Source organism: Paenibacillus oralis (assembly GCF_003863965.1).
Lineage (GTDB): Bacteria > Bacillota > Bacilli > Paenibacillales > Paenibacillaceae > Fontibacillus > Fontibacillus oralis.
In genome coordinates, this window is the sequence record NZ_RRCN01000001.1 from 976,008 (window position 1) to 1,001,306 (window position 25,299).

15 protein-coding genes are annotated in these 25,299 nt (G+C 46.3%); 3 read left to right on the forward strand and 12 right to left on the reverse strand.

Features of this window, described 5'->3' with window-relative positions:
• Positions 1 to 326: 326 nt before the first annotated feature.
• Genes EHV15_RS04600 through EHV15_RS04610 form a run of 3 tightly spaced genes read right to left on the reverse strand, consistent with a single transcriptional unit; the run spans position 327 to position 4,998 of the window.
• Complete coding sequence (locus EHV15_RS04600; RefSeq protein ID WP_036619290.1) at positions 327 to 1,055, reverse strand: response regulator; 729 nt, start codon at positions 1,053 to 1,055, stop codon at positions 327 to 329.
• The gene (locus EHV15_RS04605; RefSeq protein WP_128630201.1) at positions 1,048 to 2,220 is read right to left on the reverse strand and encodes a sensor histidine kinase; all 1,173 of its coding nucleotides are present in this window, start codon (positions 2,218 to 2,220) and stop codon (positions 1,048 to 1,050) included. Before EHV15_RS04605 ends, EHV15_RS04600 begins: the two co-directional genes overlap by 8 nt.
• A gap of 48 nt (positions 2,221 to 2,268) precedes the next feature.
• Positions 2,269 to 4,998 carry a stalk domain-containing protein gene (locus EHV15_RS04610; RefSeq protein ID WP_128630202.1) on the reverse strand — a complete coding sequence of 910 codons (2,730 nt, stop codon included), beginning with the start codon at positions 4,996 to 4,998 and terminating at the stop codon, positions 2,269 to 2,271.
• Positions 4,999 to 5,373: 375 nt separating this feature from the next.
• Between EHV15_RS04610 and EHV15_RS04615 the strand changes: the two genes are divergently transcribed.
• Positions 5,374 to 6,054 (forward strand): hypothetical protein, encoded by a 681-nt coding sequence (locus tag EHV15_RS04615; RefSeq protein WP_246061318.1) that lies wholly within the window; start codon positions 5,374 to 5,376, stop codon positions 6,052 to 6,054.
• 347 nt (positions 6,055 to 6,401) lie between these two features.
• Here the strand turns inward: EHV15_RS04615 and EHV15_RS04620 are convergent, their stop codons facing one another.
• The 6 genes from EHV15_RS04620 to EHV15_RS04645 form a co-directional block, all read right to left on the reverse strand.
• On the reverse strand, positions 6,402 to 9,509 hold the full coding sequence (locus EHV15_RS04620) for a SwmB domain-containing protein (protein WP_178075759.1): 3,108 nt from the start codon (positions 9,507 to 9,509) through the stop codon (positions 6,402 to 6,404).
• A 250-nt stretch (positions 9,510 to 9,759) separates the two neighbouring features.
• A complete protein-coding gene (locus EHV15_RS04625; RefSeq protein ID WP_246061320.1) occupies positions 9,760 to 10,206 on the reverse strand; it encodes a hypothetical protein in 447 nt (148 codons plus the stop codon).
• 131 nt (positions 10,207 to 10,337) lie between these two features.
• Positions 10,338 to 11,540 (reverse strand): methionine adenosyltransferase, encoded by a 1,203-nt coding sequence (gene metK, locus EHV15_RS04630; RefSeq protein WP_128630204.1) that lies wholly within the window; start codon positions 11,538 to 11,540, stop codon positions 10,338 to 10,340.
• A gap of 207 nt (positions 11,541 to 11,747) precedes the next feature.
• Positions 11,748 to 12,017 carry an alpha/beta-type small acid-soluble spore protein gene (locus EHV15_RS04635; protein ID WP_128630205.1) on the reverse strand — a complete coding sequence of 90 codons (270 nt, stop codon included), beginning with the start codon at positions 12,015 to 12,017 and terminating at the stop codon, positions 11,748 to 11,750.
• 111 nt (positions 12,018 to 12,128) lie between these two features.
• Entirely contained in the window at positions 12,129 to 12,689 is a 561-nt protein-coding gene (locus EHV15_RS04640) for a hypothetical protein (protein WP_128635178.1), read from the reverse strand.
• 116 nt (positions 12,690 to 12,805) lie between these two features.
• The gene (locus tag EHV15_RS04645; protein WP_128630206.1) at positions 12,806 to 15,313 is read right to left on the reverse strand and encodes a hypothetical protein; all 2,508 of its coding nucleotides are present in this window, start codon (positions 15,311 to 15,313) and stop codon (positions 12,806 to 12,808) included.
• Positions 15,314 to 15,580: 267 nt separating this feature from the next.
• On the opposite strand from EHV15_RS04645, the gene EHV15_RS04650 reads away from it, so the two are divergent.
• Positions 15,581 to 16,069 carry a hypothetical protein gene (locus EHV15_RS04650; RefSeq protein WP_128630207.1) on the forward strand — a complete coding sequence of 163 codons (489 nt, stop codon included), beginning with the start codon at positions 15,581 to 15,583 and terminating at the stop codon, positions 16,067 to 16,069.
• Between the two features lie 498 nt (positions 16,070 to 16,567).
• Positions 16,568 to 17,014, forward strand: coding sequence for a hypothetical protein (locus tag EHV15_RS04655; protein ID WP_128630208.1), 447 nt, complete (start codon positions 16,568 to 16,570; stop codon positions 17,012 to 17,014).
• Positions 17,015 to 17,285: 271 nt separating this feature from the next.
• Here EHV15_RS04655 and EHV15_RS04660 read toward each other — a convergent pair whose 3' ends face one another.
• The 3 genes from EHV15_RS04660 to EHV15_RS04670 form a co-directional block, all read right to left on the reverse strand.
• Positions 17,286 to 20,297: an S-layer homology domain-containing protein gene (locus EHV15_RS04660; RefSeq protein WP_128630209.1), complete on the reverse strand. Its 3,012-nt coding sequence runs from the start codon at positions 20,295 to 20,297 to the stop codon at positions 17,286 to 17,288.
• 506 nt (positions 20,298 to 20,803) lie between these two features.
• The gene (locus EHV15_RS04665) at positions 20,804 to 21,145 is read right to left on the reverse strand and encodes a hypothetical protein (RefSeq protein ID WP_128630210.1); all 342 of its coding nucleotides are present in this window, start codon (positions 21,143 to 21,145) and stop codon (positions 20,804 to 20,806) included.
• Positions 21,146 to 21,285: 140 nt separating this feature from the next.
• Positions 21,286 to 25,203: an S-layer homology domain-containing protein gene (locus EHV15_RS04670; protein WP_128630211.1), complete on the reverse strand. Its 3,918-nt coding sequence runs from the start codon at positions 25,201 to 25,203 to the stop codon at positions 21,286 to 21,288.
• Positions 25,204 to 25,299 lie beyond the last annotated feature (96 nt).

A 25,299-nucleotide genomic window follows, 5' to 3' on the forward strand; every position in this document is an offset into this window, starting at 1 on the left:
TTTTTGAACAACCTCTATTAGGCCGGCAGCGCCATACTGCTATGTACCTGGCCGGTTCCCCGTCCCTATGGCATTCAAATAAATAGGAACTCGCCTCTCATTTCAATATCATGAATAATATGGAAACAAAGGCGCGGAGGAGGCCAGTCAAAAACGATTCCCGCATCATTTGCTACATCTATCTACTCTAAAAAACGCTCAGCTGTCTCTGCTGTCCCAAAATTACGACCTGCTTCCGCTCAGGCTGTATCCGCTGCCGCGGAATCGGCTCTGTTGCATTTTTAGGCGCGCCAGGCCGAATTCAAGGGTGTAAATATTTCAGCCGGTTAAAGGGTGACCCAACCGAACTTAATCGCATTAATGACCGCTTGGGTACGATCGTCAACGTCCATTTTCTGCAAAATGCTGCTGACATGGTTTTTGACTGTCTTCTCGCTAATAAACAAATGCTCTCCAATCATCTTGTTGCTGCGTCCTTCCGCCATTAAACGAAGCACCTCGGCTTCCCGTCTCGTCAGCGGATTGTCGTCGCCGGCGACGAATTTGACGCCCGCTTCGCGGATCGCGTTGTCCTCGGCAATCGCTCCCGTCTCGCTCAAATATTCCATGCGGCGCAGCTGCTGAATCAGTTTGCCGGTTACTTTCGGATGAATGAACGCATTCCCCTCGGCCACCGTACGGATGGCATTAACCAAGGATTCGGCCTCCATGTCTTTCAGCAAGTAGCCGGTTGCACCTTTGCGCAGCGTTTCAAACACATAGCTTTCGTCATCGTGTATCGACAATATGATGACCTTGACCTCGGGATACGACTCGCGGAGTTCTGCCGTAGCATCCACGCCGTTCAATTGCGGCATGTTGATGTCCATCAGCACGATTTCCGGAGCAAACTGCTGGCAGCATTCCAACACTTGAGTGCCGTCGCCGCATTCTCCCACGACTTCGATGTCTTCCTCCATGTTCAAAATCCGCTTCAGACCCTCCCGAAACAATTGGTGATCGTCAGCCAAGAGAACTTTGATTGCTTGTCTGCTGCCACTCGTAAGATTATCCATCCTGGTACTCCTTTCTCTTCTCTGTGTTCGTTGGAATGTGGATGACGATTTTGGTACCCATATTCGCTGCCGATTCGATTTCCATTCTTCCTTCGAGTAATTCGACTCTTTCCCGCATGCCAATCAGTCCGAAATGGGTATGCCCTTTTGTCTTTTGCTCCAATTGATCCACCTTGAAGCCAAGGCCGTTATCCCTCACTACGATGCGCAGCATTTGCCCCTGATACGTGATCTCCACGCCAACATAGGTCGGAAAAGCATGCTTCGCCGCATTGGTGAGCGCTTCTTGCACCAGACGAAAAATCGCCGCTTCCATCGGCGAGGATAACCGATGCTCTTTGCCCCTGGTTTCAAAGGTGGCCCGAATCTTGGTCTTCTCTTCATAGTCATGAACGTATTTACGCAACGTTGGAATCAGACCGAGATCATCGAGGGCCATCGGACGCAAATTAAAAATCACTTTCCGCATTTCTTCGAGACTGGAGCGAACCTGAGCCTTCAAATCTACTATTTCGTCCTGTACCAGTTTAAATTCCTGCTTAGCGAGCATTCTTTCTACAATTTCCGTCCTAAGCACTAGATTTGCGAGAAGCTGAGCGGGACCATCGTGAATTTCCCGCGAGATTCGTTTTCGTTCCTCTTCCTGCGCCAAAATAATCTTGAGACCAATCAACTGCCGGTTTTTAGCGGATTCCAAGATCCGGGTCACCTGTCCCAATTCGCCGGAAAAGTATTCGAGCACAACGCCCATTTGCGTACTGATCGTTTCAGCGCGTTCGACCGATTTCTCCACGTTTCGAACTCTTTTTTGCAGCTCATCGCGTCTGGCCTTCAAATACATTTCCTTCTCGCGATAAATCAGCAAATCAAGCTGAAGCTGCGTCGCCTTCTCGTAAGCCTGCTTGATGTCTTCCTCTTTGTACCGTACGAAATCCCGGCTGACTTCCGTCAGCCGGATGCGGGAACGTCTGTAGTTCACCTCGAGCTGGTCGACCTTCTCCACGGTTTCCGCCGTTTCTTTCATCACGTTTTGCAGCTCCGCGTTCAGCGTCTTCAGCTCATTTCGTGCCGAGTCCAAAATTTCGAGTATTTGCAGCTTACTACTTTCAAGTACGTTAACAGCGTTATTTATTACGCGATCTATGGCATCTGCTTGAAAATCCACCTATACCTTCTCCGTTTCTGTAGTCCGAATAGTCCCAGACTAATCATATCATGATTCGAGGGTGATGGATTTGGTTTTCTTTTCCCAATTTACGCCAATCCCCAGCTGTTCGGACACCAAACGCAATGGGACTAAAGTCCTGCTATCGACGACAATCGGTGAAACCTCACCTAATTTGCTGGTTCCGTTCACAAAAAATTCCTTTTCCCCCACGGTCAACTCGAGTACGGTCGTCCCGCGCGTTACGGTAATTTTTTTCGCGGCATTGTTCCAGGTGGAAGTCCCGCCGAAGGCGTCCAGCACATACTTAATCGGCACATACGTCGTGTTGTTCTTCAGCAGCGGAGCCACTTCCAGGCTTTGTTTCGCCCCGTCCACCGTCATCGATTTTTGGCCGACAACCATGACGGCTTTGACGCTGGGCTGCGTTGCGGCTACTTCCCCTGTAGCGGCGGCGGGAGCGGTAAACCGGATATTGTCAAAAGACACGCTGCCCGTCAGCGCACGTTCATCTTGCCCTTCCTCGACATTAACGACATACAGCCGTTTCAGCTTGGCCGGATACTTGATGCCCGCCGCCGTTAAGTCGACGTTCAGCGTTTTCCAGCCCGTGAAGTCCAGCGGCCGCGCCAAATCGAGGTACACCGGTTTGCCATCGGCATCCGCCAGCTCCGCGCGCACCCAGTTCAAGCTGGCATCGCCCAGGACATCGATCGTCATCGCCGTGGCGTTTTCCGGAATCTCCTTACCGGCCGTTCCGTTAATTTGCGCGTAAGCGAATTTATTCCCGGTGCCGCCGGTCAAATCGTAGTTAAGCTGCAGCACTTTCGAGTTCGCCCGTTCGCCCGTTCCCTGGACAATCGTTGCCGTTCCCTGCGACTCGGCCGGAAGCCCCGTAAACGAAATCGGGTAAGACACGTTTTCGAAGCTTTCCCAAATCGTGTCCGTGGAAGCCGACAAGACGACCGGCGTGCCAGTGAAGCCGTCATAGCTAGGTGTGGCGTAGGCGACCTTTGTGCCGGAATTTACCGACTGTACGGTGAGCGCGCCGTCTTTCACGCTGGCTTTCATGCCGCTGAAGGTCCATTTCACGGATTCCGCCGGAACTTCCGCGGTGCTTCCGCTCTTCAGCTTCGCCGTAACCGGCACGGATACGGAAGCGCCCGCTTCAAGCGGCGCAAACGTCGTGCCCGGCGTCAGGCTCGTAAGGTCGCTGCCGCCCAGCACCGTCACTTCCATGCTGCTGTTGGCCGAGCCGCTCGTCGCCGTGATTTTTGCTGCGCCCGCTTTAACGCCTTTAAATCCGCTGCCTGTCCATTTGACGTTTCCGTTGCTCGCTTTCCATGATGCCTCCGAGCTTTCCGTCGCAATCGGATTGTAGTACGTATCGTAGCCTTTCAGGGCATAAGAGACCGTCTGTCCGATGAACAGCGTGGACGACCCGCTGACTTTAAAGCCTTTCAGCGTGCCTTGCGGTGCCGAAGTGAAAACGCCGAGGCCGTTGGCGACGGCGCGTTGTCCCGCCGATCCGTTGGACGTCGTGAAGGTGAGTTGTACGCTGGTTTCGGCAAGCGGACGATTCACCATCGTTGTCGAACCGCCTCCGTCCAGGTTCAGCCCTTTCCATACTCCGATGTTCGTCATAAAACCCTGCAGTTCCTTTAACGTCAGCCCGGAGCTGTTGCCGTTTTTCTCAGCGGTAATAATGTAAGCCGTTTTTCCGTCTTTGGAGTAGCCGACGGCTGTGCGCGCCACGGCGCTGCCTCCGCTGATCGAGTTCGTCGCGCGGGTAAACGCCGAGGCTTTGCCCTGATCGACCAGCAGCGTATGACCGCCGATCATCACCTTGAGATCCGCCGGATTGAGGACTTCCCCTGTCTTTAAAGATTGCAGTTCATACTGCGCATTGATGCGCTGCCCGACCGCCAAATGCTGTTCTACGTAGTCCGCCGCCGCTCCATGGGCACGCAAAATATACCCGTCCGCCGGCACGGTTCCCGGAATCGGCGCTTTGATCGAAATCTGCGAGATCACATCGCCCTGCACCAGCACTTCCGTCGGCGTCGTCGAGCTGTCCACCGGCCGTTGCTCGGATTTCCAGGCGCTGGTGTAAATAAACATTTTGTTGACGTGGCTGCGGACTTTATCCGGTTCCGTTACATACGATTCCTGATTGATCCCCGAAAGCTCAAACGACGAGCCGTCCTCGGCAACCACCGTCCCGTTAAAGCCAAACCGGTCAATCAACGGTGTTCCGTCGTTTTTCACCCCAAACGCGTACATGCCCTCAAGCTGGGCCGGGCTCGTGACGAGCGTTCCTTGGGAAACTGCCGCTCCCATCGGCACGCCTTGCCCTCCGGTGGCAAAAAAATCGCCGTTGACCCCGGCCACGGCACCGGTCTCTTTAGCCATGCCTTCCACCGATTGTCTGGTTGTCAGTTGACTCCCTTTACCGGTCATTACATCCAAACTGACGTAAGGATTGGTTAAATCGACTTCGACCACATCCGTCAGCACTTTGACGGACTTGCCCGAACGCGTCACCGTGTATTGATATTTAACAAGCTTCGCTCCGGACGTCAGAATCTCTTCACTTAATTTAACGGCTTGATTGCTTGCGGCATATGCCGTAGCAGCTGTTCCCCCAATTGGTACCGGTCCCCATCCGATCGCCGGCTGAATCCAAATCATTCCCGCCAAGGAGACGATCGCCAATCGTTTCCCGCCCCGCACCACAATCTGCATCCATTTCGAGTCCTGATTTTTATCCACTACCATTTGATTTGCTACTCTCCCAACTTTTTCAAAAATGATCCAAAGCAGCAGACTGCATACTCTATCACTTCGGAAACCTAATCTATAAATTATAGACTACTTTCCGGCCGAAAAGTTACGAAAAAAAGCAAGATTGTCAAAGTTCTCTATGTTTTTGAAAAGTGGAAGTTGGTAGTTGTGAATAACGTGGATTATGTGGATAAAATCTGTTGATATTGTGGATATGTTCTGTGGATAATGTGGACATTGTGGAAACTCCATGGATAAAATGTTACTATTTCAATATATGAGGCGTAGCACGTCCTGATCTTCTCTGTGGATAGAGGGTCAGGATTTTTTGTTTTTTACTGTTAAAATGAGAGGAGTAGATCTGTAATAATGAAAACGTTGACTTTCGAACAGGCTCATAAAGCCTTCCTAAAGCAGCACTCAGAATTACGAAAGGGAGAACGTAAAGCCCGTCTTTTACGGGGGCACGGGCATGGGGAGACATTATTTTTGAAAAATGTATGGTGGCCGTTGTATGGAAATTTCGAACATCTTCATCCCGAATATGAAATTCTCGATTGGCGGGGGCGCTCATACTTTGGCGATTTTGCCTATTTGCCGGGGTTTCTTAAATTTATGATTGAAATTAAGGGGTATGGCCCTCATGTGCAGGAAATGGATCGTCAGAAGTTTTGCAATGAATTAAATCGCGAATTATACCAGCAGTCCCTTGGTTTCCGGGTAATCTCCATCGCCTACGACGATATCGAACAAAGACCTGATCTGTGTAAAAATCTCCTGCAAATGTTAATTAGCCGGTACCAAGCTTATCCGCAGCCTAAGGAACGTTCAGTTTTTGCAGAAAAGGAAGTTCTACGCCTGGCACTATGTTCTGGAGGGTCCATCAGCCCTAAAGAGGTGTGCCAATTTTTTGGCATCAATTACCGGACTGCGATGCGCTTGCTACAATCACTTTCCGCCAAAGGGTGGATGCAACCGGTCCGAAACGGAAGCGGACAAAGAATTCATCGCTACGAATGGCTTCAAGGAAGCTGGGAGATGATCGACTGACCAAATCTGGCATCACGCTAGGTCTGCCATTCCACTTCTGCCTTGTCCCGTTGGATGGGGCTCGAACGATTAGTTGCATAACATACAACTAGATTTATACTAAGGTGCAGGTTAATCCGTTTTAATTGCATTTCCTACAACTACAATCAACCAACTTCGGCCGTCCTTCGAAATATGCCGATTTAATTGTATGTTTTGCACTTAAACAAGCTCTGAACAACAAAACCCTGAAAATAAATGTACATTCTACAACTATTTAACGACTTACCTACATACCAACAGGCCCGAGCAATCCCCCACAAAAAAAGCTCCCGACTCCTAACCCAGGAACCGGGAGCTTCCACCTCTTAATTATAATTCAACTTCTCCAGCACCCGTTTCAGCATCACTGCCGCTTGTGCGCGGGTTGCATTGCCTTGAGGCTGGAATGTATTTTTGGTCATCCCTTGGATAATGCCTTCCTTCACAGCTTTGGCCACCGTGTCTTTCGACTGGATTTTAGAGGCGTCTTTAAACTTCGATAATGTAGCGGCGTTAGCGCCAGTCGTTGATGTGCTGTAGCCTGCATATTCCATGGCCCGCACCATCATCAAGGCCATTTGCTCGCGGGTGATATTGTTGTTTGGCTTAAACGTGCCATCCGCATAACCTGTAATGATTCCAGCTTTGGCGGCCGCTCCGATATAAGCCCCGGTTGTCCCGTTCATTACATCCGGAAAGCGGCGCGCACTCGATTCATCGCCAGTAAGCCCAAGCCCTTTGGCTAGGAATTCGGCGAACTCAGCCCGGGTAATATTTTTATCCGGCTCGAATTGCGAACTCGCCGCAGAACGGGGGCTAATGATCAGCTTGCCCGCCAGCTCATTAATTTCATTTTTAGCCCAATGCTTTGTCGTATCGGAAAAATAACTATACCCCATTGTCGGTCCAATAATCGTGTTTTCATTCAGCTTGCCTGTTAATACCGTGTTGCTGCCGCTTGTCGATTTGCCGGAAGGAATATAGGAGACCGTCCCTGCGGCAATATCAAACTTGGCCAAAAAGATCGTTCCGTACGAAGATTGGGCCGCTGCCACTTTATAATAGATTTTCCCCGTATGCGCCACATCCACCGTATTGCCGGACGTCGTGCCATTGTAGGTTGACACATAAATCTGAACCGGGTCGGTTACCGGAGTGGTGGACAAACCCGAGTTATATTTTAAAGATATCTCGGTTCTCGGCACCGGTTCAATCTCTACTTTCAGAAAAGCGGAAATCAGATTAATGTTCCCGTATACCCGGGAGATATCCGCGTAAGGGATTTTCTCCAGCGGCAACTCATACATCATATCCTTATATTTAACCGCAATGTTGCCCGTTTTTCCGAGGCTGAAATAGTCAAGCAATGACCCCAGCGGGAAAATCACCTCCGCAGCTCTCTCGGTGGACGGAACCTCAACTACTAAATTTCGCGATGTTGCTGTGCTGCTGTCCAAGAACTGCAAGGCTTCCCGGAGCTTCGTGCTATCGACCACATACCGTTTAATGGCCTGTCCGCGTCTTGACTGGCTAACGGAAGTGGTGACGGCCTTCGTGTTGAACACATAACCGCCTGTTCCGAAATCCGCAGAAGACAGCGTGTTAAGAAAATCCAACTGAGTTGCCCCTACAGCACCTGTCCCACCGCCCGTCAAATTCTGCACAGGCATGTTGCTGAAGTTTCTCAGCATCGTGCCCTGGCTGTCATACAGCGGATTGGTGCCGGTATAATATGTCAACTCAACCGTCTGGCCCGACGTCACCGGCGTCGTCAACTTCAGCGTAACGGTATCGCCGCTAACCGAGACTGATTGAACGCCACGGGTCGCCTGGTTCACCAACACGGAAAATTGTCCGGTTGGCACATTAGATACTGTCCGCAACGTTTTATTGTAGACGAGCGCCAGAAGGTCTCCATTTACCGTTGCTGAGCGAATCCCATCGGCCACCGTGCTGTAAACGACCTCTTTCAAATTGATATAACCCGCCAGGTTCCCGTTTAAATCAGCAATCCCGTCCGGACCGGACACGTACGATATTGTAACATTCTGATCCTTTGTAAAAGAAGAAGCCAACGTAAGGATCACCTGATCCGTCGCGATTTCCACATTGGTTACATAAACAGCCGAATTGTTTACCAGCACCGAAAAGTAGCTTTTCGGCGGTATTTGATTGGTTTTGAGCGCTTCATTGTATCTTAGAACGATTTTATTGACGGAACCATCCACGCCAACTAATTCCGGAGCTTTGGTATCATAATTATTTCGCACGAGAAAATCACTGAACGCCGGAATATTCATATCCCGATTGTCTTTGATCGGATAAGAACCCGGAGTATAAGACACTTTGACGACTTCCCCGTTGGATACGGAACTGGATAAGTATAACGTAATTGTCGATCCGCTATGGTTGAGACGGTCGATCTTTTTGACCGAACCGTCGGCCGTTACCGTAAATTGCTGGTACGCGTAACTCGGCACGGTTTTTAAGCTCTCATTAAAATACAAAGTCAGCGTACTTCCTGAGACATTACCTTCTTTCGGCTTAGGCAGCACGGAATCCAAGCTATTAACTACTTCTTTACTGGAAAAGGTAGCCGCTAGATTTCCGTTTCTATCCTGGATAGCGCGGTAACCGCTGCCGCTATAGCTGATCCGCACATTTTGCCCTACCGCAACTCCAGCCTCCAATACTACATAAACATACTCTCCAGAGGAATAGGCGTCATCAATTTCGCGTTTCTCTCCGTTGACGGTTACCGCAAAGTAAGAAGTCCGCAAGTCACTGTCCGATTCCAAGCGCTTATCGTATTCCAAGCGAATAGTTGTATTGTTGTACATCGTTACATTTTTTAGCACTGGAGCGGTTTTATCGTTGGAATTGGACGTGGTTTGGAAGTTCCACTCATTTCTGCTTAACCCGGCAAAGGCATAAGACGAATTTGATGCATCGACGATCGCCCTACTGGAAATTTCTACATAATATTTGGTGCCCGAGCTCAATGAACTTTTAGGTGTAATAATCACTTGTCTGCCGCTGGCTTTCACGCTGATCGATACGGAAGAATCGTTGCTATCCTTCCTTAAAGTAATGCCGCTGCTGGAATTTATCGCAACGTTCCGGTCAAAAGTAATGACCAAATCCGCATTCACGTTTACATTCGTCCCCCCATTTGCTGGGCTTAGAGCAGTCTTCAACGGATAATAAGTTGCCTGTGTCGCGGATACTGCCGCAAGCGAGTTGCTTAAAATACTGCTGTTTCCGGCAGTCATGCTCAACTGTCCAACCTGATTTAGAGCCGTTCCTTCATACGAGGTTGCCGCTGCTGCTTCCTTAACCTGAGTTAGCGCGGATGCACCTGCAGCCACCGCCGGTTCCAAAACCATACTGATGGCGAGCAGCATCACCAACCAAATGGATACGTTCCTTTTCATTTCTCTTGTTCCCCTTTCCATCAGTTAAATCTATGTAAATGGCATTCATGCAAATAAAGCAGCAAAATACACACCTATTTATATTAACGGTTAACCAGCCCTCCAACTTTAGGAATTCGCTCCAATAATACAATGAGAAAATATAATGAAACTCAGAACACAGCAAAAACAGCCCCTCAGCAGCAATGGCTATGAAGCATTGGGCTGCAGGAGAGACTGTTCCTACGTTCTATACACTAGTCCTATAAATTCATACCGCTTCGGATCTCTGAAGCTCCCGCAACCGCGTTTCCTGCTCCAACGAGCGCATCGCCAGCGATTCCATAATCCGATCTTGCCGATGATTGACGGTTCGCTGCTCGTCGATCGCTACCTTCATCCCTGAAACGGTTCCTTTGATTTCCTCCATATCCTGTTGCAGAACTGTCACTTTCTCATTCGTCGATTTGACAACACCTATCAACTGCGTTAAAAGCCCCTCTTGCTGATCAAGACGTTTGTCCATTGAGTCAAGACGATTGTCGATAGCATCAAAGCGCTTGTCTATCGCATCAAGGCGATTATCAATGGCATTAAAGCGCTTGTCCATCGCATCAAGGCGATTGTCTATGTTGTCGAGACGCTTGTCGATGCCGTCAAACCGAACGTTCATCGTCTTAAGCTGTTCAATGATGATATCCAACTTTTGTTCGCTCATGCCCTTCGCTCCCTTCTTGTAGGATATTCCACTTCTGCCGTATCATTTTGTTTAGGACTATTATATCACAAAAACGGACACCTTTTTCCTTACCGAAAGAGGTATCCGTTGCAATTTAATAAACTATGATATTAAAGTCCAGCTTGCGCTTTCAGCGCCTCGGCCTTATCTACACGTTCCCAAGGCAAATCGATGTCCGTACGTCCAAAATGTCCGTAAGCTGCGGTTTGGCGGTAAATGGGACGGCGCAGATCCAACATACGAATGATGCCCGCCGGACGAAGGTCGAAGTTCTGGCGCACTAGTTCAACCAGTTTTTCGTTCGGAACTTTACCGGTGCCGTAAGTATCAACGTTTATAGATACCGGGTTAGCAACGCCGATCGCGTAAGCCAACTGGATCTCCACTTTGTCGGCCAGCCCAGCTGCAACGAGGTTTTTCGCCACATAGCGCGCTGCGTAAGCTGCAGAACGGTCGACCTTTGTCGGGTCTTTACCCGAAAATGCGCCGCCGCCGTGACGAGCGTATCCGCCGTACGTATCGACAATTATTTTGCGGCCCGTTAACCCAGCATCACCCTGCGGCCCCCCGATCACGAATCGGCCTGTCGGGTTAATGAAATATTTCGTTTCCCCATCCAATAATTCGGCAGGAACGACAGGAAGAATAACTTGCTCCTTAATGTCTTTTTGAATTTGTTCCAGCGTAATTTCTTCCGCATGCTGCGAAGATACAACGATCGTGTCCACCCGTTTTGGTTTGCCGTCGATATATTCAATGGTAACTTGGGTCTTGCCGTCCGGCCGGAGATATCCAAGCGTACCGTCCTTCCGAACTTCGGACAGGCGGCGAGCAATTCGGTGTGACAAAGCAATGGGAAGCGGCATGAGTTCCGGCGTTTCATTCGTAGCAAAACCAAACATCAACCCTTGATCGCCGGCGCCGATATTTTCCGTTTCTTTGTCGACCTGGGCAGGATCCCGGTGTTCCAAAGCAGCGTTTACGCCTTGGGCAATGTCTGCGGACTGTTCATTAAGCGAGGTAAGCACCGCGCAAGTATTGAAATCAAAACCGTATTTCGCACGGGTATAGCCGATCTCTTTCACTGTCTTACGAACAATAGCAGGAATATCGACATATTCGGAGTTGGTGCTGATCTCCCCGATAACGAGCACTAACCCGGTGGCTACGGAAACTTCACATGCAACCCGGGCATAGGGATCATTGGCCAAAAATGCGTCAAGAACCGCATCGGAAATTTGGTCGCAAATTTTATCCGGGTGTCCTTCTGTAACGGACTCGGAAGTAAATAAGTGTCGTCCTTGTACGGACATAAAATTCAACCTCCCCATGGATAGTATGGCGAATGCCTTCATATCCAATACTAAAATCCTCCCATTAAATTGTGGGCAGATTTTCCAACTCTATTTTCCAAAAAATGAACCTTTCCCTGATCGGAAAAGGTTGTTTGACAATCCTCAAAGCCATATTATCGCATTTGCCATGTCATGTCAAAATAAATCAGATGAATTGTGTAGGAATTACAGCAAAAAATCCTTTTCCGCTTGAGCAACCAAACGTTTTGTGATTTCACCGCCGACAGAGCCGTTTTCGCGAGAGGTTAAATACCTCCAGCTTCCACCGGAGCCTTGTGATGCTCCCATTGCACCAAGCTCGCCAGCGAACTCGGCATCGGTATTCGTAGCACCTGCTCCCCCAACCGGAAGCCCAAATTCGGCGGCGATTTCATATTTCCATTGTTCCAGCGCTTGACGGCTTTCCGGGATAAGCTTACGATTGCTTCTTGCCATGATCGAAGGCACCTCCTGTTGGATTGTTTCAGGTATAGTATGTACATGACGACCATCGCTACGCTGACGAATGTTTGTTACTTTTGGAAATATCAAGGTTGTTACAAAGACTTATTTCAATTCATATCCGCCGCGTACCATCACGGTCAAATTGTGCGTGTCTCCGGCTTGTACCTGAATTCCCCGGCCTTCTCTAGGAAAAGAAAGCAAATGATTTTTCTCGACCGTCCCACCGTTGCCGATATCTATCCCATCGGTGAGATCCGCTACACCGCTAGCATCAGCGCTATAAACCACCGCTTTTCCCGAACGAACAACAAACTCTGCACCGGCATAACCGTATAAAATTTTCCCCGGTTTCACTTCAACGATTTCAATCCCATCGGTTGCCCCTTTGCTCGCCTCGCCTTTTGAAGAAGACGAAGATGAGGAAGAGGAATTACCGTCTTTGCCGGTACTACTGCTATTACTGTTACCGCTCCCTTTACCACTGCCCCCGCCATTAAGCGCCTGTTGAATCGCCTGATCAACATAACTCTTGGTAACCACGGGATCATCCGCAGTTCCCGGCGTCGTTCCCGCTCCTTCCGCTCGCAAGTTCAACAGCGATCCTGCTCCAACGCTGCCGCCTATCAATGCCACCGCCGCTGCGATTTTCCAACCTGTCTTCATCATGTTCCTCCTCTAGCATCTTTTAATCTTGTCTCTATCATATTCGTTTAAGAGAAACGTAACAAGGCCAAAGTCGAATGACTTTGGCCTTGTGATCAAATACAGCTAATTATAGATTAGTAAGTATCGGTGTATCCCACCGCCTGAGTGGCAATCTTAGTTTTAACTCCTTGATAAAGATCGTAAACGGAGAATTGGAAGGATCCACTTCTAAACGATGTGAAGATTGGGTCATTAACCGTAAAAGTGTACTCTCTATTGGTTACAAGCTCAAAGTCTTTCTCCAACTCGATTTCTTTTTCGAATTTGGCCCCGCTGGAATCCATGACCTCCAACAAGAATTTATGCTGGAATTCACCCATCTCAAACGACAAGTCGCGTTTTAATTCATATTTGAATTTTACATCCAACCCCGAACCGCCAGTGTGCCCTTCTATGTTAACTATACTTAACGTGTACGGGAACAATTCGATGCCCATCAAAGAGTTTTTAATATCTCGGCTATCCAGCGTCAGTTCCATGGCGGAAGCGTTGACGTAACCGGTTGCTGCCTCTTCGGCCGAGCTTACAAATTTGTTTTCAGCAACGCTTTCCCCAATTACAAGATCCCAATTGGCTACATCCGTGTTTTTCGGAATTTGTGCAGAGAAAGTGACAATGCTGGCCGATTTAGGACCCACCTGGTGCTTAGGTTGATTTGCCGTTGCCTTGTAGTATTGCCCATCCTTGGTACGGAAGTAGCCGGTCAAATTAGCAAGGTTGGCCTGCTTATCCTCAAGATTGTGCATAATAAACTCGGTGTAAATAGTGTCGTTCGTAGTTCCTCTGTACAAGTATGTTTTTCTGGTTTGCAGGTCCGCTTTTTTACCTGTGGTATTCAGGTTAAAGAACTCACCGTCGGCAACCAATTTCATGTCACTTGTTTTACCGAAGTTAGAGAACATTACCCAATTCGAGGTTTTATCCTCAGCGACTTTTTTGAGCAATTGAACTTGTAATTGCGAGAATTTCAAAGAGGAAGGGATATTTGCTGTAACGTAAACATCCGCTTTTTCTCCCGCACCCAATACCTGTGTATTGTTGGTGCTAACCACATTAACCTTGCTGGTTAAATCACTAGAGTCAAGTTTATAAGCACCGGCAAAATCCGGTAGCTTCGCTGCTTGATTACCTTTGTTTTCAATAGTGATTTTGGAAGACAAGATGCTTCCGTCACTCCATGGCAACTCTTGTACATTATCCAATGTTACGCCAAAGGTACCGTCGTTATTTTTGACTACGCGTTCTTGCCCAACCGCATGCTGCATTTCTTCATAATTTGGCAAGCTGTATACCGCAATAGGATAACTCGAGCCGGTTGTCGCGTTATTGCCTCCTTCTGACGATGCAACAGATGCTGGTGTTTTCAGCACCAATTTTAACTTATCGGCATTAGCGATAACCGGAACCGTACCATCGACCGATATAATTTGTTCTTCATTCGGCTTCAAAGTGATATCGGATAAATTGCTGGTGTTTAAAGTATAAGTTTTGCCTTCGGCTTGAAGCTCGAACAAATACGCAGGGAGTTTAACCGTCTGATCCCCATTATTTTTGATGGAAAACTGTACAGAAAGTGCACTTTCACCATAACTTTGATTCCGTGAAACGCTGAGAATCTTCGTGGCAATTTTGGTGCTGTCTACATCCAACACTTTCTCAGCATTAGCAGCTGTAATGGAAGATTGACCCTTCTTCGTTCCTAAACTGATGGAAGCAATAGGCAGTTCGCTTTTTGCCGTTTCATCGGTAACAGACATAACAAGCTGTAAATTGGCCGTATTCACGGAGCTTGGCAATTTGGCTATTAAATTAAGCGTTTTATCCTCTTGTGGCAAAATTTCCACATTCGTACTGGAGGAATCCGGATTTAAAGCAAACGGTGTACCGCTTTGGGTTTGAACATAATACTTCAGCGCAGGATTTGTCATCGTCTTGGCACTGGTATTTTTCAAGTTCAGAGCCACATGAATATAGTTATTATTCCCTTGACCAAGTACGCTAACGGATTTTACCTTTGCGGAAGCTGTCAAATCTCCAATCGTTAATTTTTGTGTACTATTCAAAGGAGTTGCCGCCGTATAGCCGGAAGGAATGCTAATCGTTCCTAACGAACGTTCGTAGTTGGACGCGCTGAAATCCCACTTAATGATTTGGAAATTCAAGTCGCTGTATTTCAAACCTTTAGCAATTTGGGTTGTGTATGTAACACTTAACGTAGAACCTGGAACAACCTTCTTTTTCTCTTTGTCCGAGCTTACAACTGACACGCTGTAAACCGTACCTTTTTTCGTTTTCACCTTTGTCCAGTAGTCCGTTAGAGACAAACTTTGCGTACCATTGTTGTAGTAAGTCAATGTGTAAGTCAATACGCTTTGATCATCCTGGGTTAAAATGTTGACGTTACTTAATTTCACCGAGCTTTTGGAACTTAACTGCACGCCCTTCAAGTTTTGCAGTGTCTTGACTGCTGCTTGTTGTTGTTTCGTATTGGTAGTAGACGCCGCATATGCCGGGCTTACTGTACTCGTACCAACCAAAGCTGCAACAGCCAACGACGCAGCGATCCATTTCGTTTTATTCAAATCCAAACCTCCTAAAATACATATTATATTTCTTGCCTATATATTATATACGCACAAGCTTAAAATAAGTTTAAAAAATCTAAAAAGAACTTAGGTAAAATTATATTTTATCATAGGAAAGAGAAAATGCCTTGGCCCTTATCCATATGGATAAAATTATTTAATATATGAAAATATTGTTAGTAATGATTCATATTTCCTTTATTACGGTATAATATGGATTGAATCGGCCGATTATATTTTATTTTTGAAAAGGATGGGGATAGAATGAGAATTAAAACAATCGTATCCGCATTACTTGTTGCTGCAACGATTTCGCTTCCGTATACACCGACTTATGCACAGGATGCCGGCTCGGATAATGAGATTGTAACTCCATTTGTTCATGGACTGGGAGACACTAGAGAGGATGCTATCGATGTACTCCCTAATCAGATGCTAAATCTCTTTGTACAAGGCCCGGATGATGAAGATTGGTTTAAATGGACTAATGATACGGGCTCGCCTAAATATATTTCAAGTTGGGTTTATAGCCGGAATAACTATAATAACGTAAATGTCGGTGTAATTGTGAAATATGCTAATGGAAAGGAAACCAACTTACTGCTTGCTGAACCCTCAGAGTTGGGGAATATAGGAAATCCTTCGATGTTTGATAATTTAATCGTTCCGGAGGATGCTACAGTTTATCTAAGGGTTAAAGCAGTCACTTTTACGGAAATCGGCCCTTATGAATTTAATTTTTGGGCAGTTTAATATTTTGTATCCGTATTAGATAAAGAGAGCAGGAGCTTATAGCCCCGTCTATTCAAAAGATTAGAGCGGGCATATACCGTCGTTAGCTCAACGAAACACCGAGACATATATAAGTTCTCGCTTAGTTTTCAAAAAAGATGGAATTCATTTATCTAAGTATTCTGTATCTTTACCATCACTCACCGAATCAAGTATACCCTATACCCTGCATTCAATTCGAACTCTCCATATTGCTCCACAAACTAGATATACTATAGCTCCATTAGGAATTATGAAATTATCCCTAGTAAATCCATGACCTTTCCCTTTACTCATCGCATACAATATATCAGATTGTCTTCCATTTGCATATTGAGGTTTTGTATCCTCTACAAAAGTATTTGGGTAAATAAATATTTTTTAACATTATTAGGAAATAAATCACATTCAAATCCTTTCTGTAAATATATAATAGAATCGAATCGGCCGATTCATAAAATAGTGAAAGGTGGAAGAAATATGAAAAGAAAATTACTTTCGGTTCTTTTTGCAGCAACGTTGACGTTGACGATGTCGCAAAGCGCTTTTGCTGTATCTGGTCAGTATGATACCGAAGAAGCAGCTCTGAATGTACAAACTGACAACTTTCACTTCGGATCATACCTGGATAAAAATGATGTCGATTGGTTTAAAGTAAAAAATACTTCGAGCTACAGAGATATGTCGGTAGTTGCCACTTTAAAAAGTCAACAATATATTAATTATGATATTGTAGCTTATTTCCCTGATGGAGATGTACTTTGGGCAGAAGACAATGGACAAGGGGAGGAAGATATCGTTGGTATTGGTGGTCTGGCCCCAGGGGAAGTAATGTACTTAAAAGTCGTTGGTCATGATGGAGCTTGGGGCAGTAATGCTAAAGGGCTTGGGTATACCTTGAATATTCAGAAGGAATTTCTTAATTGAAAATTCTTGTTTAAAAAGCACCATTAGGTTTTCAGCCTGTTGAGAAACCCTCAACAGGCTTTCTTTATCTTCGTTATTTATCCTATTCGGCTGCATTAATAATAGTTATCCTCTCCTTTCGGTTTGGCCCTTCCTTTTTGACGTCCCATACTCGCGAACTATCGTCGTTTGCCAACTCATCAGACTAACCCACCCTAGAGATGACGCCCAGACTGGGCGTACACAAAAAAAGCGAGCCCTTGGTAAAGGGTTCGCTTTTTTATAAATCATATTACTTCTTGTTGTAGTACAGAGTATCTTTTTTGAGGTCGTTTTCAGCTACGTCAGTGATAGCGTCTTTTCCGCCGTCAAATTCGAGCTTCAGTCTGCTGTAAGTGAAGTCAGCAGGCAGAGCTACTTTCACACGCACAACATTCTTAGTGTCACCATAAGTAACATCGCTAACAGTAAGTTCTTTATCGTCATCGTTGTCAACTGTTACAGTGAATAAGCCTTTTACAAAGTCTGGAGTAAACTTACCAGTTGTATTAATCACAAGTTCTTCAGTTGTTGTTACATCAAGCAAGAGATAAGTAGCATCTGTTGCGGTAGTCACTTTGAAAGTAGATCCTACGATCTCAGGTGCAACTTTATCCTTCAAGATGTAATCTGTTGCTTTAATTTTATTACCGAAGACATCAACAGCAGCATTTTGATTCGTTACCGTGAGATTGTAAGGAGCAGTCTTTTTCAGTTCATTATTGCTATTGAACTTCAAGGTAAGAGTCTTCTTATCACTGCTCAGGGAAGCATCGTTTGGTGTTTGGTTATCAACACGGAAGTAGTTCTTATTAAAGCTATTGACTTTTGCATTGAATTTAATTTGAACTTCTTTCGTCGATACTACTTTCGTATCGCCACCCACTTCAATTTTAAGCAATTCATCATTTTTCTCAATTGCTTGAGTTAATACATAACCGCCATTGGAGTTCTTGATGTAGTCTCCATCTTTATCGGCAATGTAAGCAACTTCGATTTCGTAATTGCCTTTATCCAGGTCAGATGTATTGCCTTTGAAGTCTTTAAATTTGTCGGCATACAAGCGAACGCTATCCGAGTTATAGATATTCACTGTACCATTGTACACATATCTCTTCTTAGTATCTTTCTCATACAGCGTATACTTGTTCTTATCGCGTGCATCACCGTTACCGCTGGTAGCCAAGTCTGTAGAGAACTGCAGATACAGGTTGTTGCCATCAAGCCAAGCTTGATCAAAAGCAGAGTCGCTGGCTTTAGCCGTATTGATCTCAATCGTTTGCGGCAGCATAGTATTTTTCACATATGCTCTGTCGCCGATGCCGCGAACTTCCAATTGATACTTGGTATCCTTATCGAGGTCAGGACCCAAGTTAACAACAACTTTGTTATCCTCTTCGAGATCAGCAATGTCAACAGGCAAAGTAGGATGTCCATCATCATCAATGGTATCAATGTCATCGACAATTTTACCATTAGTATCTTTCAAGATGTAGTTGTCCAGATCCTCAGCATCATCTTTGTTGACTTCTTCACTAAACGTCAGCGTAACCAAGTAGTCGCCGTTGCTATCTTTTTCAATCTCCGATTTAGTAACAGTAGGACGGATAGTATCAAGCGTCGGAGTTACTTTAGCGTCGCGATCTGCTTTGTTATCGCTGTAATCTCTTACACCTTTAACATATACGGTGTTTTCTCCGTAGTTCATCGGATCATCGAGCGTAACTTTAACTTCGTCGTCTTTAACTTCGATAGTCTTGGCATCGATGGAAGACGTATTTACATAAACGCTATCAACGCTCTTAACTGTTTCGTTGAACTTAATCGTCAGTTCTTTCAAATCGTTAGTTTCAACGGAAACGATTGTCGGAGCTTGCGTGTCTTCCACAACTTCAAAGCTGTGTTCTACCGGAGCAATTTTCAGATCAGAGTAATCAGTTACGTTGCTGATAGCCACTTTATGAGTACCTACGGACAGGTTAGCATTCATGATCACTGTATCCGGATAGATGTAATCGATCGATCCGCCTACAGTACCGCCGTCGATTTCATAGTTACTGGAAATCGTAGCTTGATCTTGAGAAACCGGCTCGCTAAATTTAACTTTGAATGCTTTAGTACCCAAGCCAACGACTTCTTTAACCGTCGGAGCCGTTACATCAGCCGGAGTGAACTTGACTTTAGTATCGAAAGTAACCGTACCGTCTTCGTTCTTCACATTGTTGATTTCGAGTTCGGTTTCTTGTTTGTTGTCCAGTTCACCGCCAGTTTCAGTCAACAACAGAGTAACTGTTGTTTTGTCTTCCGACAGCTTAGCGGAATCAATAGTTACATCGTCAATCTTGTAGTTAGACTTCGACTCAGCAGATACTTTGTCAACCGTACCGTCGAATTTAACAACTACTTGTTTCAGGTTGTCAGCTTTTACGCTTTCTACCTTTTGAGCTACAGTTGTTTTGTAAACAACTTTCTCGTTGTATTCTCTGTCCTTGTAAGTGAATTTAACTTCGGTTTCTTTGTTAGCTTCGAGAGCTGTTTCCAATTCAACCTTAACCACTTCACCATCGGACATTGTGAACTCAACGTTCTTCGGATCTACTACTTTGTAGGATTTCACCGCAGGAACTTGGTTCGCTTCGTAGATAGCGTAAGCTGCTACGATTGCTTGGGAACGCGAAGCGTTAGCTTGGTAGTTGATGCCTGCGTCGATGTAGCCAGCTTTAACAGCTGCTTCTACATAACCTTTAGCCCATTCGGATGCAGTGTTGTTAGCATCGTTAGGAACTTCCAGTTTCAAAGCGATCGACAGGATTTTAGCCAGTTCTTGAACCGTTACGTTGCCGCTCGGATCGAAAAGACCTTTTACAGTGTCTTTACCTTCCATGATGCCGGCTGCGGTAACAGCTTCGATGTAAGGAGCTGCCCAGTGGGAAGCAGTGTAGTTCTTGTCTTTGTAAGTAGCCACGCCAGTTACCGGCTCCAGATCGATTGCGTTAACAACGATTTTCGCCAACTCAGCGCGAGTCAGAGTTCTGTCCAGGTGAGACAAGCCATCAGGGAAACCATTTACGATCCCAGCTTGTTTCAGAGTGTTGAATTTTTGTTCTGGCGTCGAAGCATCAGCGCCAAATGCTACAGAAGCAAACATGGAGAATGCCATTGCTGTAGACAAAGCTACGGATAAAATTTTCTTCATAACCTTTTTTTCTCCTCCTTGATTAACTAACAAATGAGAGATTTCTTTAGATGAGCTCGTGTTACTCATTAGCCATTGCACCCCCTTTCCAGAGCCTGAGCAGGTTTCCTATAAATTAGGTCTGCGACATAATCGCAGAAACTTGCAAACCATGTTTAAGAGAATGTAGAAATAGACTAGTTTCCTAATCCTACCTAAAACATTATACAATGAGTCCCAGGTGCCGTAAAGCTAAATTTTCTAAAAGATAGACAAGTTTCCCTATGAGGAACAAGCTTCCTTGTCTAAATTGGTCACCGTTGTCATTGCTCTACATCCTTAAACGCATGAGAAATCAAAAAGTTGCGGGGTTTTAAAAAAAATTTGCGAGATTGTTACCTTTTCCAAGGTTCCCCTCATTTACGTCTTTTTGACTTCACTGCCGCCTGACGGAAATTAGTATAACATGCCTGAATATGTCAGTCATTAAGCAACTTTTGCCAATTACACCTAACTATAATGTATGTACTTGCACGACAAATAAGACGTCCTTTTTGGGACGCCTTATCAGTAAAATGGATACGCCAAGGCCTTGATTATCGAACTCTCATCGCCAGTTGGATAATCCGGGCCCGCATTTGCGGATCCGTATTCAATTTCTCGTACATATCGTCAATCGCTTGCTTATGATCCTTATAAGTCTTTTCGTGTTTCATCGTGTTATGAGACCATTCAATCAGTTCGTTCTCCGCCGCGCGCAAGTCGTTGAACGCATCGTGGAAGCCGGTTTCGAGGACAAGGCCTTCCATTACCTCTTGCGTCACTTCCTGCACCTTGGCCGTTTCTTCAATTTTCAGTTCCAATACTCTTGCTCTATCCTCAAATTTCTTTTTGGCTTTTGTGTATCCCAGTTGAGGTTTGGATAGGATCGGTTTCATCAGTACAAGTTCACCCTTTAGCATATGTTCTATTACTCTGCTTATTGTAACTTAAACTTTCACAAATTACAAAAAGATGAAATTGGAAAAAAAGAATCTGCCTATGCTCCATACGCATAGACAGATTCTCCGCTTCCCGTTTAGCTTAGATTTTTAGGGAAAAGCTTGCTCTTCTTCAGAAGCTCTACGGCAATTTTACCGGCTTCCGCCCGAGTCATGTTAGCCTTCGGGTTGAAATTGTAAGATGCTTTTTTGCTTCCCTGTTGGGTAACCGGCAAGCCGGCCATAATCTTGCCTTTGGTGACCGCCTGAATCGCAGGCTGCGCGTATGTGTCAATTTGCCCTGAATCCAGGAACGATTTGGCCAGCGCGTCCTTCAGCTTCTGATCGTTGGCCGGGAGCTTCAATTTGAGCGCCCGAGCGACCATGACAGCTGCCTGCTCGCGTGTAATCGGCTGATCCGGGCCAAACACACCTTCCGACAGACCGGTAACAATGCCCGCTCTGGCGGCCGTCTCGATGTGATCATAATCCCATGTAGCGGAACTTGCCCCAGGAACGAGATCGGCAAAAGTTGGATTATCGTCAGTGTTCATTGGCAAGTCGAGACCTTTGACCAACAGCGTAGCAAACTCGCCGCGCGTTGTTTGATCATCGGCGCCAAACTGCTCGAACCGGACATTGTTCATGATTCCTTTGGCATACAGCGCGTTCAGGATATTGCGGGCCCATGAATGGTTCGTAATATCGCTGTAACCGCGTCTCATTTTCATGACCGTATAGTATCCGAATTCATCAAACGATACCGTAATGGTATTGTTTTTCGAGTCTACCACACCACCGACATTAACCCATTTTTTGTTGGGCGTGTAGCGGTAGACGGTAACTGTAGTCCCTGCTTCATCCACCACGTTGCCATCAAATTTAAGCTTTAACGTCCCCCGCTGAGACGGAGTGATTTTACGTTCGGCCGGAATTTGCGGGTCCCCGAACAACGCTTCTACGGAATACGGTACTACGCCGTTGGTGGCCGGCTTGTAGTTGGCCTCTCCCTTATCGCCTTGTTCACCCAGACCGCCGCTGATCCAGTATATATCCGACACCCGCGAGAAGTTCCGGGTATCGTAGTTGGAGCTGAAATTCAGCAGATACTCGTCCGGAATCGACCAGGAAGGAATACCGCTGTCCTCTCCCGTACCCGGGAAGCCGATGACATTTCCATAGTCGTTGCGGCGTTCCACGATCCCTGTGCTAGGATCGGCGATCCCGAACAGCAGCTTCGTTTGCGGATAATATTTTACAATTCCCCGAGTATCCGTACTCTCCAGGATGGTTCCCTTAGGGAAATTTAGTTCAAGCGATTTGTTAAACACACTATATTTATTGGCTACTTTAGGCGCCATATATTGTGCGTCGATCCCAACAGCGCCCGTATAGAACACTTCTATCGTATCTGTGTTCTTGGTGCCGCCCCGGGAAATCTCGATTTTGATCTTGTTGGACTTGTCCTGCTTCAACCCTACGTAATCAAGTACAAAGCGGTTTTCGCCAAGATCCGGCCGCGCTACCGCAACCTCTTTGTCGATCTTAACTTCGGTCGCCCCTTCGGCTTCAATATCGAAATGCACGAAGTTTTTGTTGACAATAATTTGATTCCCAACTGTAGGCTGCGGCGAGATGATCCGGTAAGGCGCCGCTTCCCGCACCAGCTCAAGTTTCTGGCTTGTCTTGGCTCCGGTTTCATTGATGAGCTCCAAGGTGTAAATAAAGGTTCCCGGACTCTCATTGGTCAAGTCGTGAATCCGCATAATGAAATCTTTCCGGTTCCCTGCGAATTCATATGTGTATCTCTCGTCGGCAAACTTAACATCGGCATCTCCCGATGAATTTTCCGGAATATCGGCGGTCAAAATGTTTTTTGTTCCCATATTCAGGTTCAATTTGACCGCGCCCGAACCTCTAAGCACCAGATCGTACGTCTTCAAGCTGGTAGTGTACACCTTATCTTTATAAGTAAAGTCCGGCGTTAAATTGAAAATTTTCGAAAGTTGCGGATCATCGGAACCAAAGTCCCTCGGCGGAAAATCCGGGCGATCCTTGCCCACCGCCGGTTGGAAATTCGCAATCGTAGAAACATTATTATCTACAATATAAATGCGCAGCTCTTTTTTGACTTGCTGCGTTTGGCCTTTGGAATCCGTGCCTGATCCGGTAAACACAATCCGGTTTTCCCCGTAAACCAATGGCCCCGTATCAACATTGACTTCAAGATTGAAACTAAATTCTCCTGAAGTTTTGTTCAACCAACCAGAATCCGGTCCTTCGGAACTCGTCGATTTCACTTTTAAACCATTGGCGAAAACTTCCGCGATAAAGTACTGGCTGTCCAGATTGTCAAAGTCGACATATTTCCCGTTAATCGGCAAAAACTTGCTGGCATCGGAGTCAATCGGATAGGATTGGCCGTCGGTAAGGTTCGCTACATAAATATAGTTTTTGGATGCAAAAGAAATCGTTGCATCTTTATAAGCTGTAGAACCTTGATAGTTGAAGCGGACGGTCTGGTTGCCGTTTTGGAATCCGGTAATCTTGTAGATATGCTGCGTATCCGACTTCGATTTGACAAATTCATACGAAATCGGTTGGGTAGCCAATGGCATATAGTTGGCGGCCAAGCCGTTCTGCGCATCGTTTGGCTTGCTGTTTGTCGTGACCATGATGTAAAATTCACCGGAATTGACTCTGGCTCCATTTAAAGGCTCGCCGGAAGGAATGTTATCCCCACCATCGTATCCGTTCAGGTACTTCAGATCCGTAATAACGGTTTGACCTTGCATATATTGAAAATCAACGCTTTTATTAATTGTTTTTGTGCCATACGTGATGGACAAAGGATGGCTTTGTTTCTGCAAAATAATCGAACTGTCATTCGCATCGGTTTGGAACACTAGCGGATTGATTTCAAAAGTGACCATACGGTAAGCCGGCGTGTTCTGTGATACCGAAGGAATATAAATCTCGCTGCCGCCTTTCGGAGACAGCTTGCCGTCCGATCCGATATCAAAACTTTCATAGTAAGTCGGAGTCACCGTCGTACTGTCCAATTGCACCGTGGCCGAGCCAGCAAAGGACGAGCCTGCATCGGGAATCAGCAGTTGCGCGAATAATCTCGCTTGGGTTGCGCCTTCGGTAAAGATCGGTGTTTCTCTTCCCAACAAATCTTGTGGGTAATCGCTGGAATCAACCAAATACAACGCTACAAGCGGATTTTTCTCATCATAATAATATAACGAATATTGGAAAGACAACGTATCCGAGCCATTCTGAACGACCAGGCTAAGATCGTTTAACCCCGGATTCATTTGCAGCTGCGGCGAGAAAAACGTACCGTCCTGCAGCAATGTCGTTGCCAAAGCCGAGCCGCCGTTCACAGAAACGTTAATTCTTGTGGCGTTTTGGGCCTTCCCTTGAAGAGTAATCTCATTTTTTTGAACAACCACTCGCGCCCCTTGGTTCAGGTCCAGCTTGGACGATCCGTCCAACACTTTCAGTTCATCCAGATAAGGCACCTTATCAAAAAGAATATAGAACGATTCGGAACGTTCGTTTAAACCTTGCGATCCGGAGAAAGTCACCCGGTTCATCCCGGAGTGCAGCGTAAGATTCGCCTTAAAGCGATTGTCCGGGCGGTCTGTGTCCAATTGGATTACCCCGGGAATGATTTTTGTCGCATCCTCGACCCATTTGGTCTGCTGCGGGTCCCAGTTCAGCTGTTGAACATTTGCAGTCAGCGTCGAGCTTGTTACCTTAGTATAGGTACCTTCTACAGTCAGTTGCGCTTCGGTGACATGGTATACATTGTCCCGGGAGATTTGCGTACCCGATTTATCCAATGTTAAATCAACCGTATTTCGTAATTCGGCAGTATCCGGTGTGAAATAACTTGTTGGCTTTAAAGTCGCTGCCTGGGCTGCCGGCGGTGTTAGCCCAATCGGGACTAACGAGATGACCAGCGACAATAAGAGCAGCCAGACTAGTGGCGTCTTTTTGCGTAGCATGTAACGATCTCTCCTTTGTGTTAATATTATCTATTTTATCGGTCAAAGCAGCAAAATTTTGAAGAATATCCGATAAAAAAGTAAAAAAGCCTGGCG

Excerpts from the sequence above, each read along its gene's own strand:
- EHV15_RS04635 (WP_128630205.1), bottom strand. The coding sequence starts at position 12,017 with ATGGCAAGAAGCAATCGTAAGCTTATCCCGGAAAGCCGTCAAGCGCTG.
- EHV15_RS04600 (WP_036619290.1), bottom strand. The coding sequence starts at position 1,055 with ATGGATAATCTTACGAGTGGCAGCAGACAAGCAATCAAAGTTCTCTTG.
- EHV15_RS04625 (WP_246061320.1), bottom strand. The coding sequence starts at position 10,206 with ATGAGCGAACAAAAGTTGGATATCATCATTGAACAGCTTAAGACGATG.
- EHV15_RS04665 (WP_128630210.1), bottom strand. The coding sequence starts at position 21,145 with ATGAAACCGATCCTATCCAAACCTCAACTGGGATACACAAAAGCCAAA.
- EHV15_RS04640 (WP_128635178.1), bottom strand. The coding sequence starts at position 12,689 with ATGAAGACAGGTTGGAAAATCGCAGCGGCGGTGGCATTGATAGGCGGC.
- metK (WP_128630204.1), bottom strand. The coding sequence starts at position 11,540 with ATGTCCGTACAAGGACGACACTTATTTACTTCCGAGTCCGTTACAGAA.
- EHV15_RS04670 (WP_128630211.1), bottom strand. The coding sequence starts at position 25,203 with ATGCTACGCAAAAAGACGCCACTAGTCTGGCTGCTCTTATTGTCGCTG.
- EHV15_RS04650 (WP_128630207.1), top strand. The coding sequence starts at position 15,581 with ATGAGAATTAAAACAATCGTATCCGCATTACTTGTTGCTGCAACGATT.
- EHV15_RS04610 (WP_128630202.1), bottom strand. The coding sequence starts at position 4,998 with ATGGTAGTGGATAAAAATCAGGACTCGAAATGGATGCAGATTGTGGTG.
- EHV15_RS04660 (WP_128630209.1), bottom strand. The coding sequence starts at position 20,297 with ATGAGTAACACGAGCTCATCTAAAGAAATCTCTCATTTGTTAGTTAAT.
- EHV15_RS04615 (WP_246061318.1), top strand. The coding sequence starts at position 5,374 with ATGAAAACGTTGACTTTCGAACAGGCTCATAAAGCCTTCCTAAAGCAG.
- EHV15_RS04655 (WP_128630208.1), top strand. The coding sequence starts at position 16,568 with ATGAAAAGAAAATTACTTTCGGTTCTTTTTGCAGCAACGTTGACGTTG.
- EHV15_RS04620 (WP_178075759.1), bottom strand. The coding sequence starts at position 9,509 with ATGAAAAGGAACGTATCCATTTGGTTGGTGATGCTGCTCGCCATCAGT.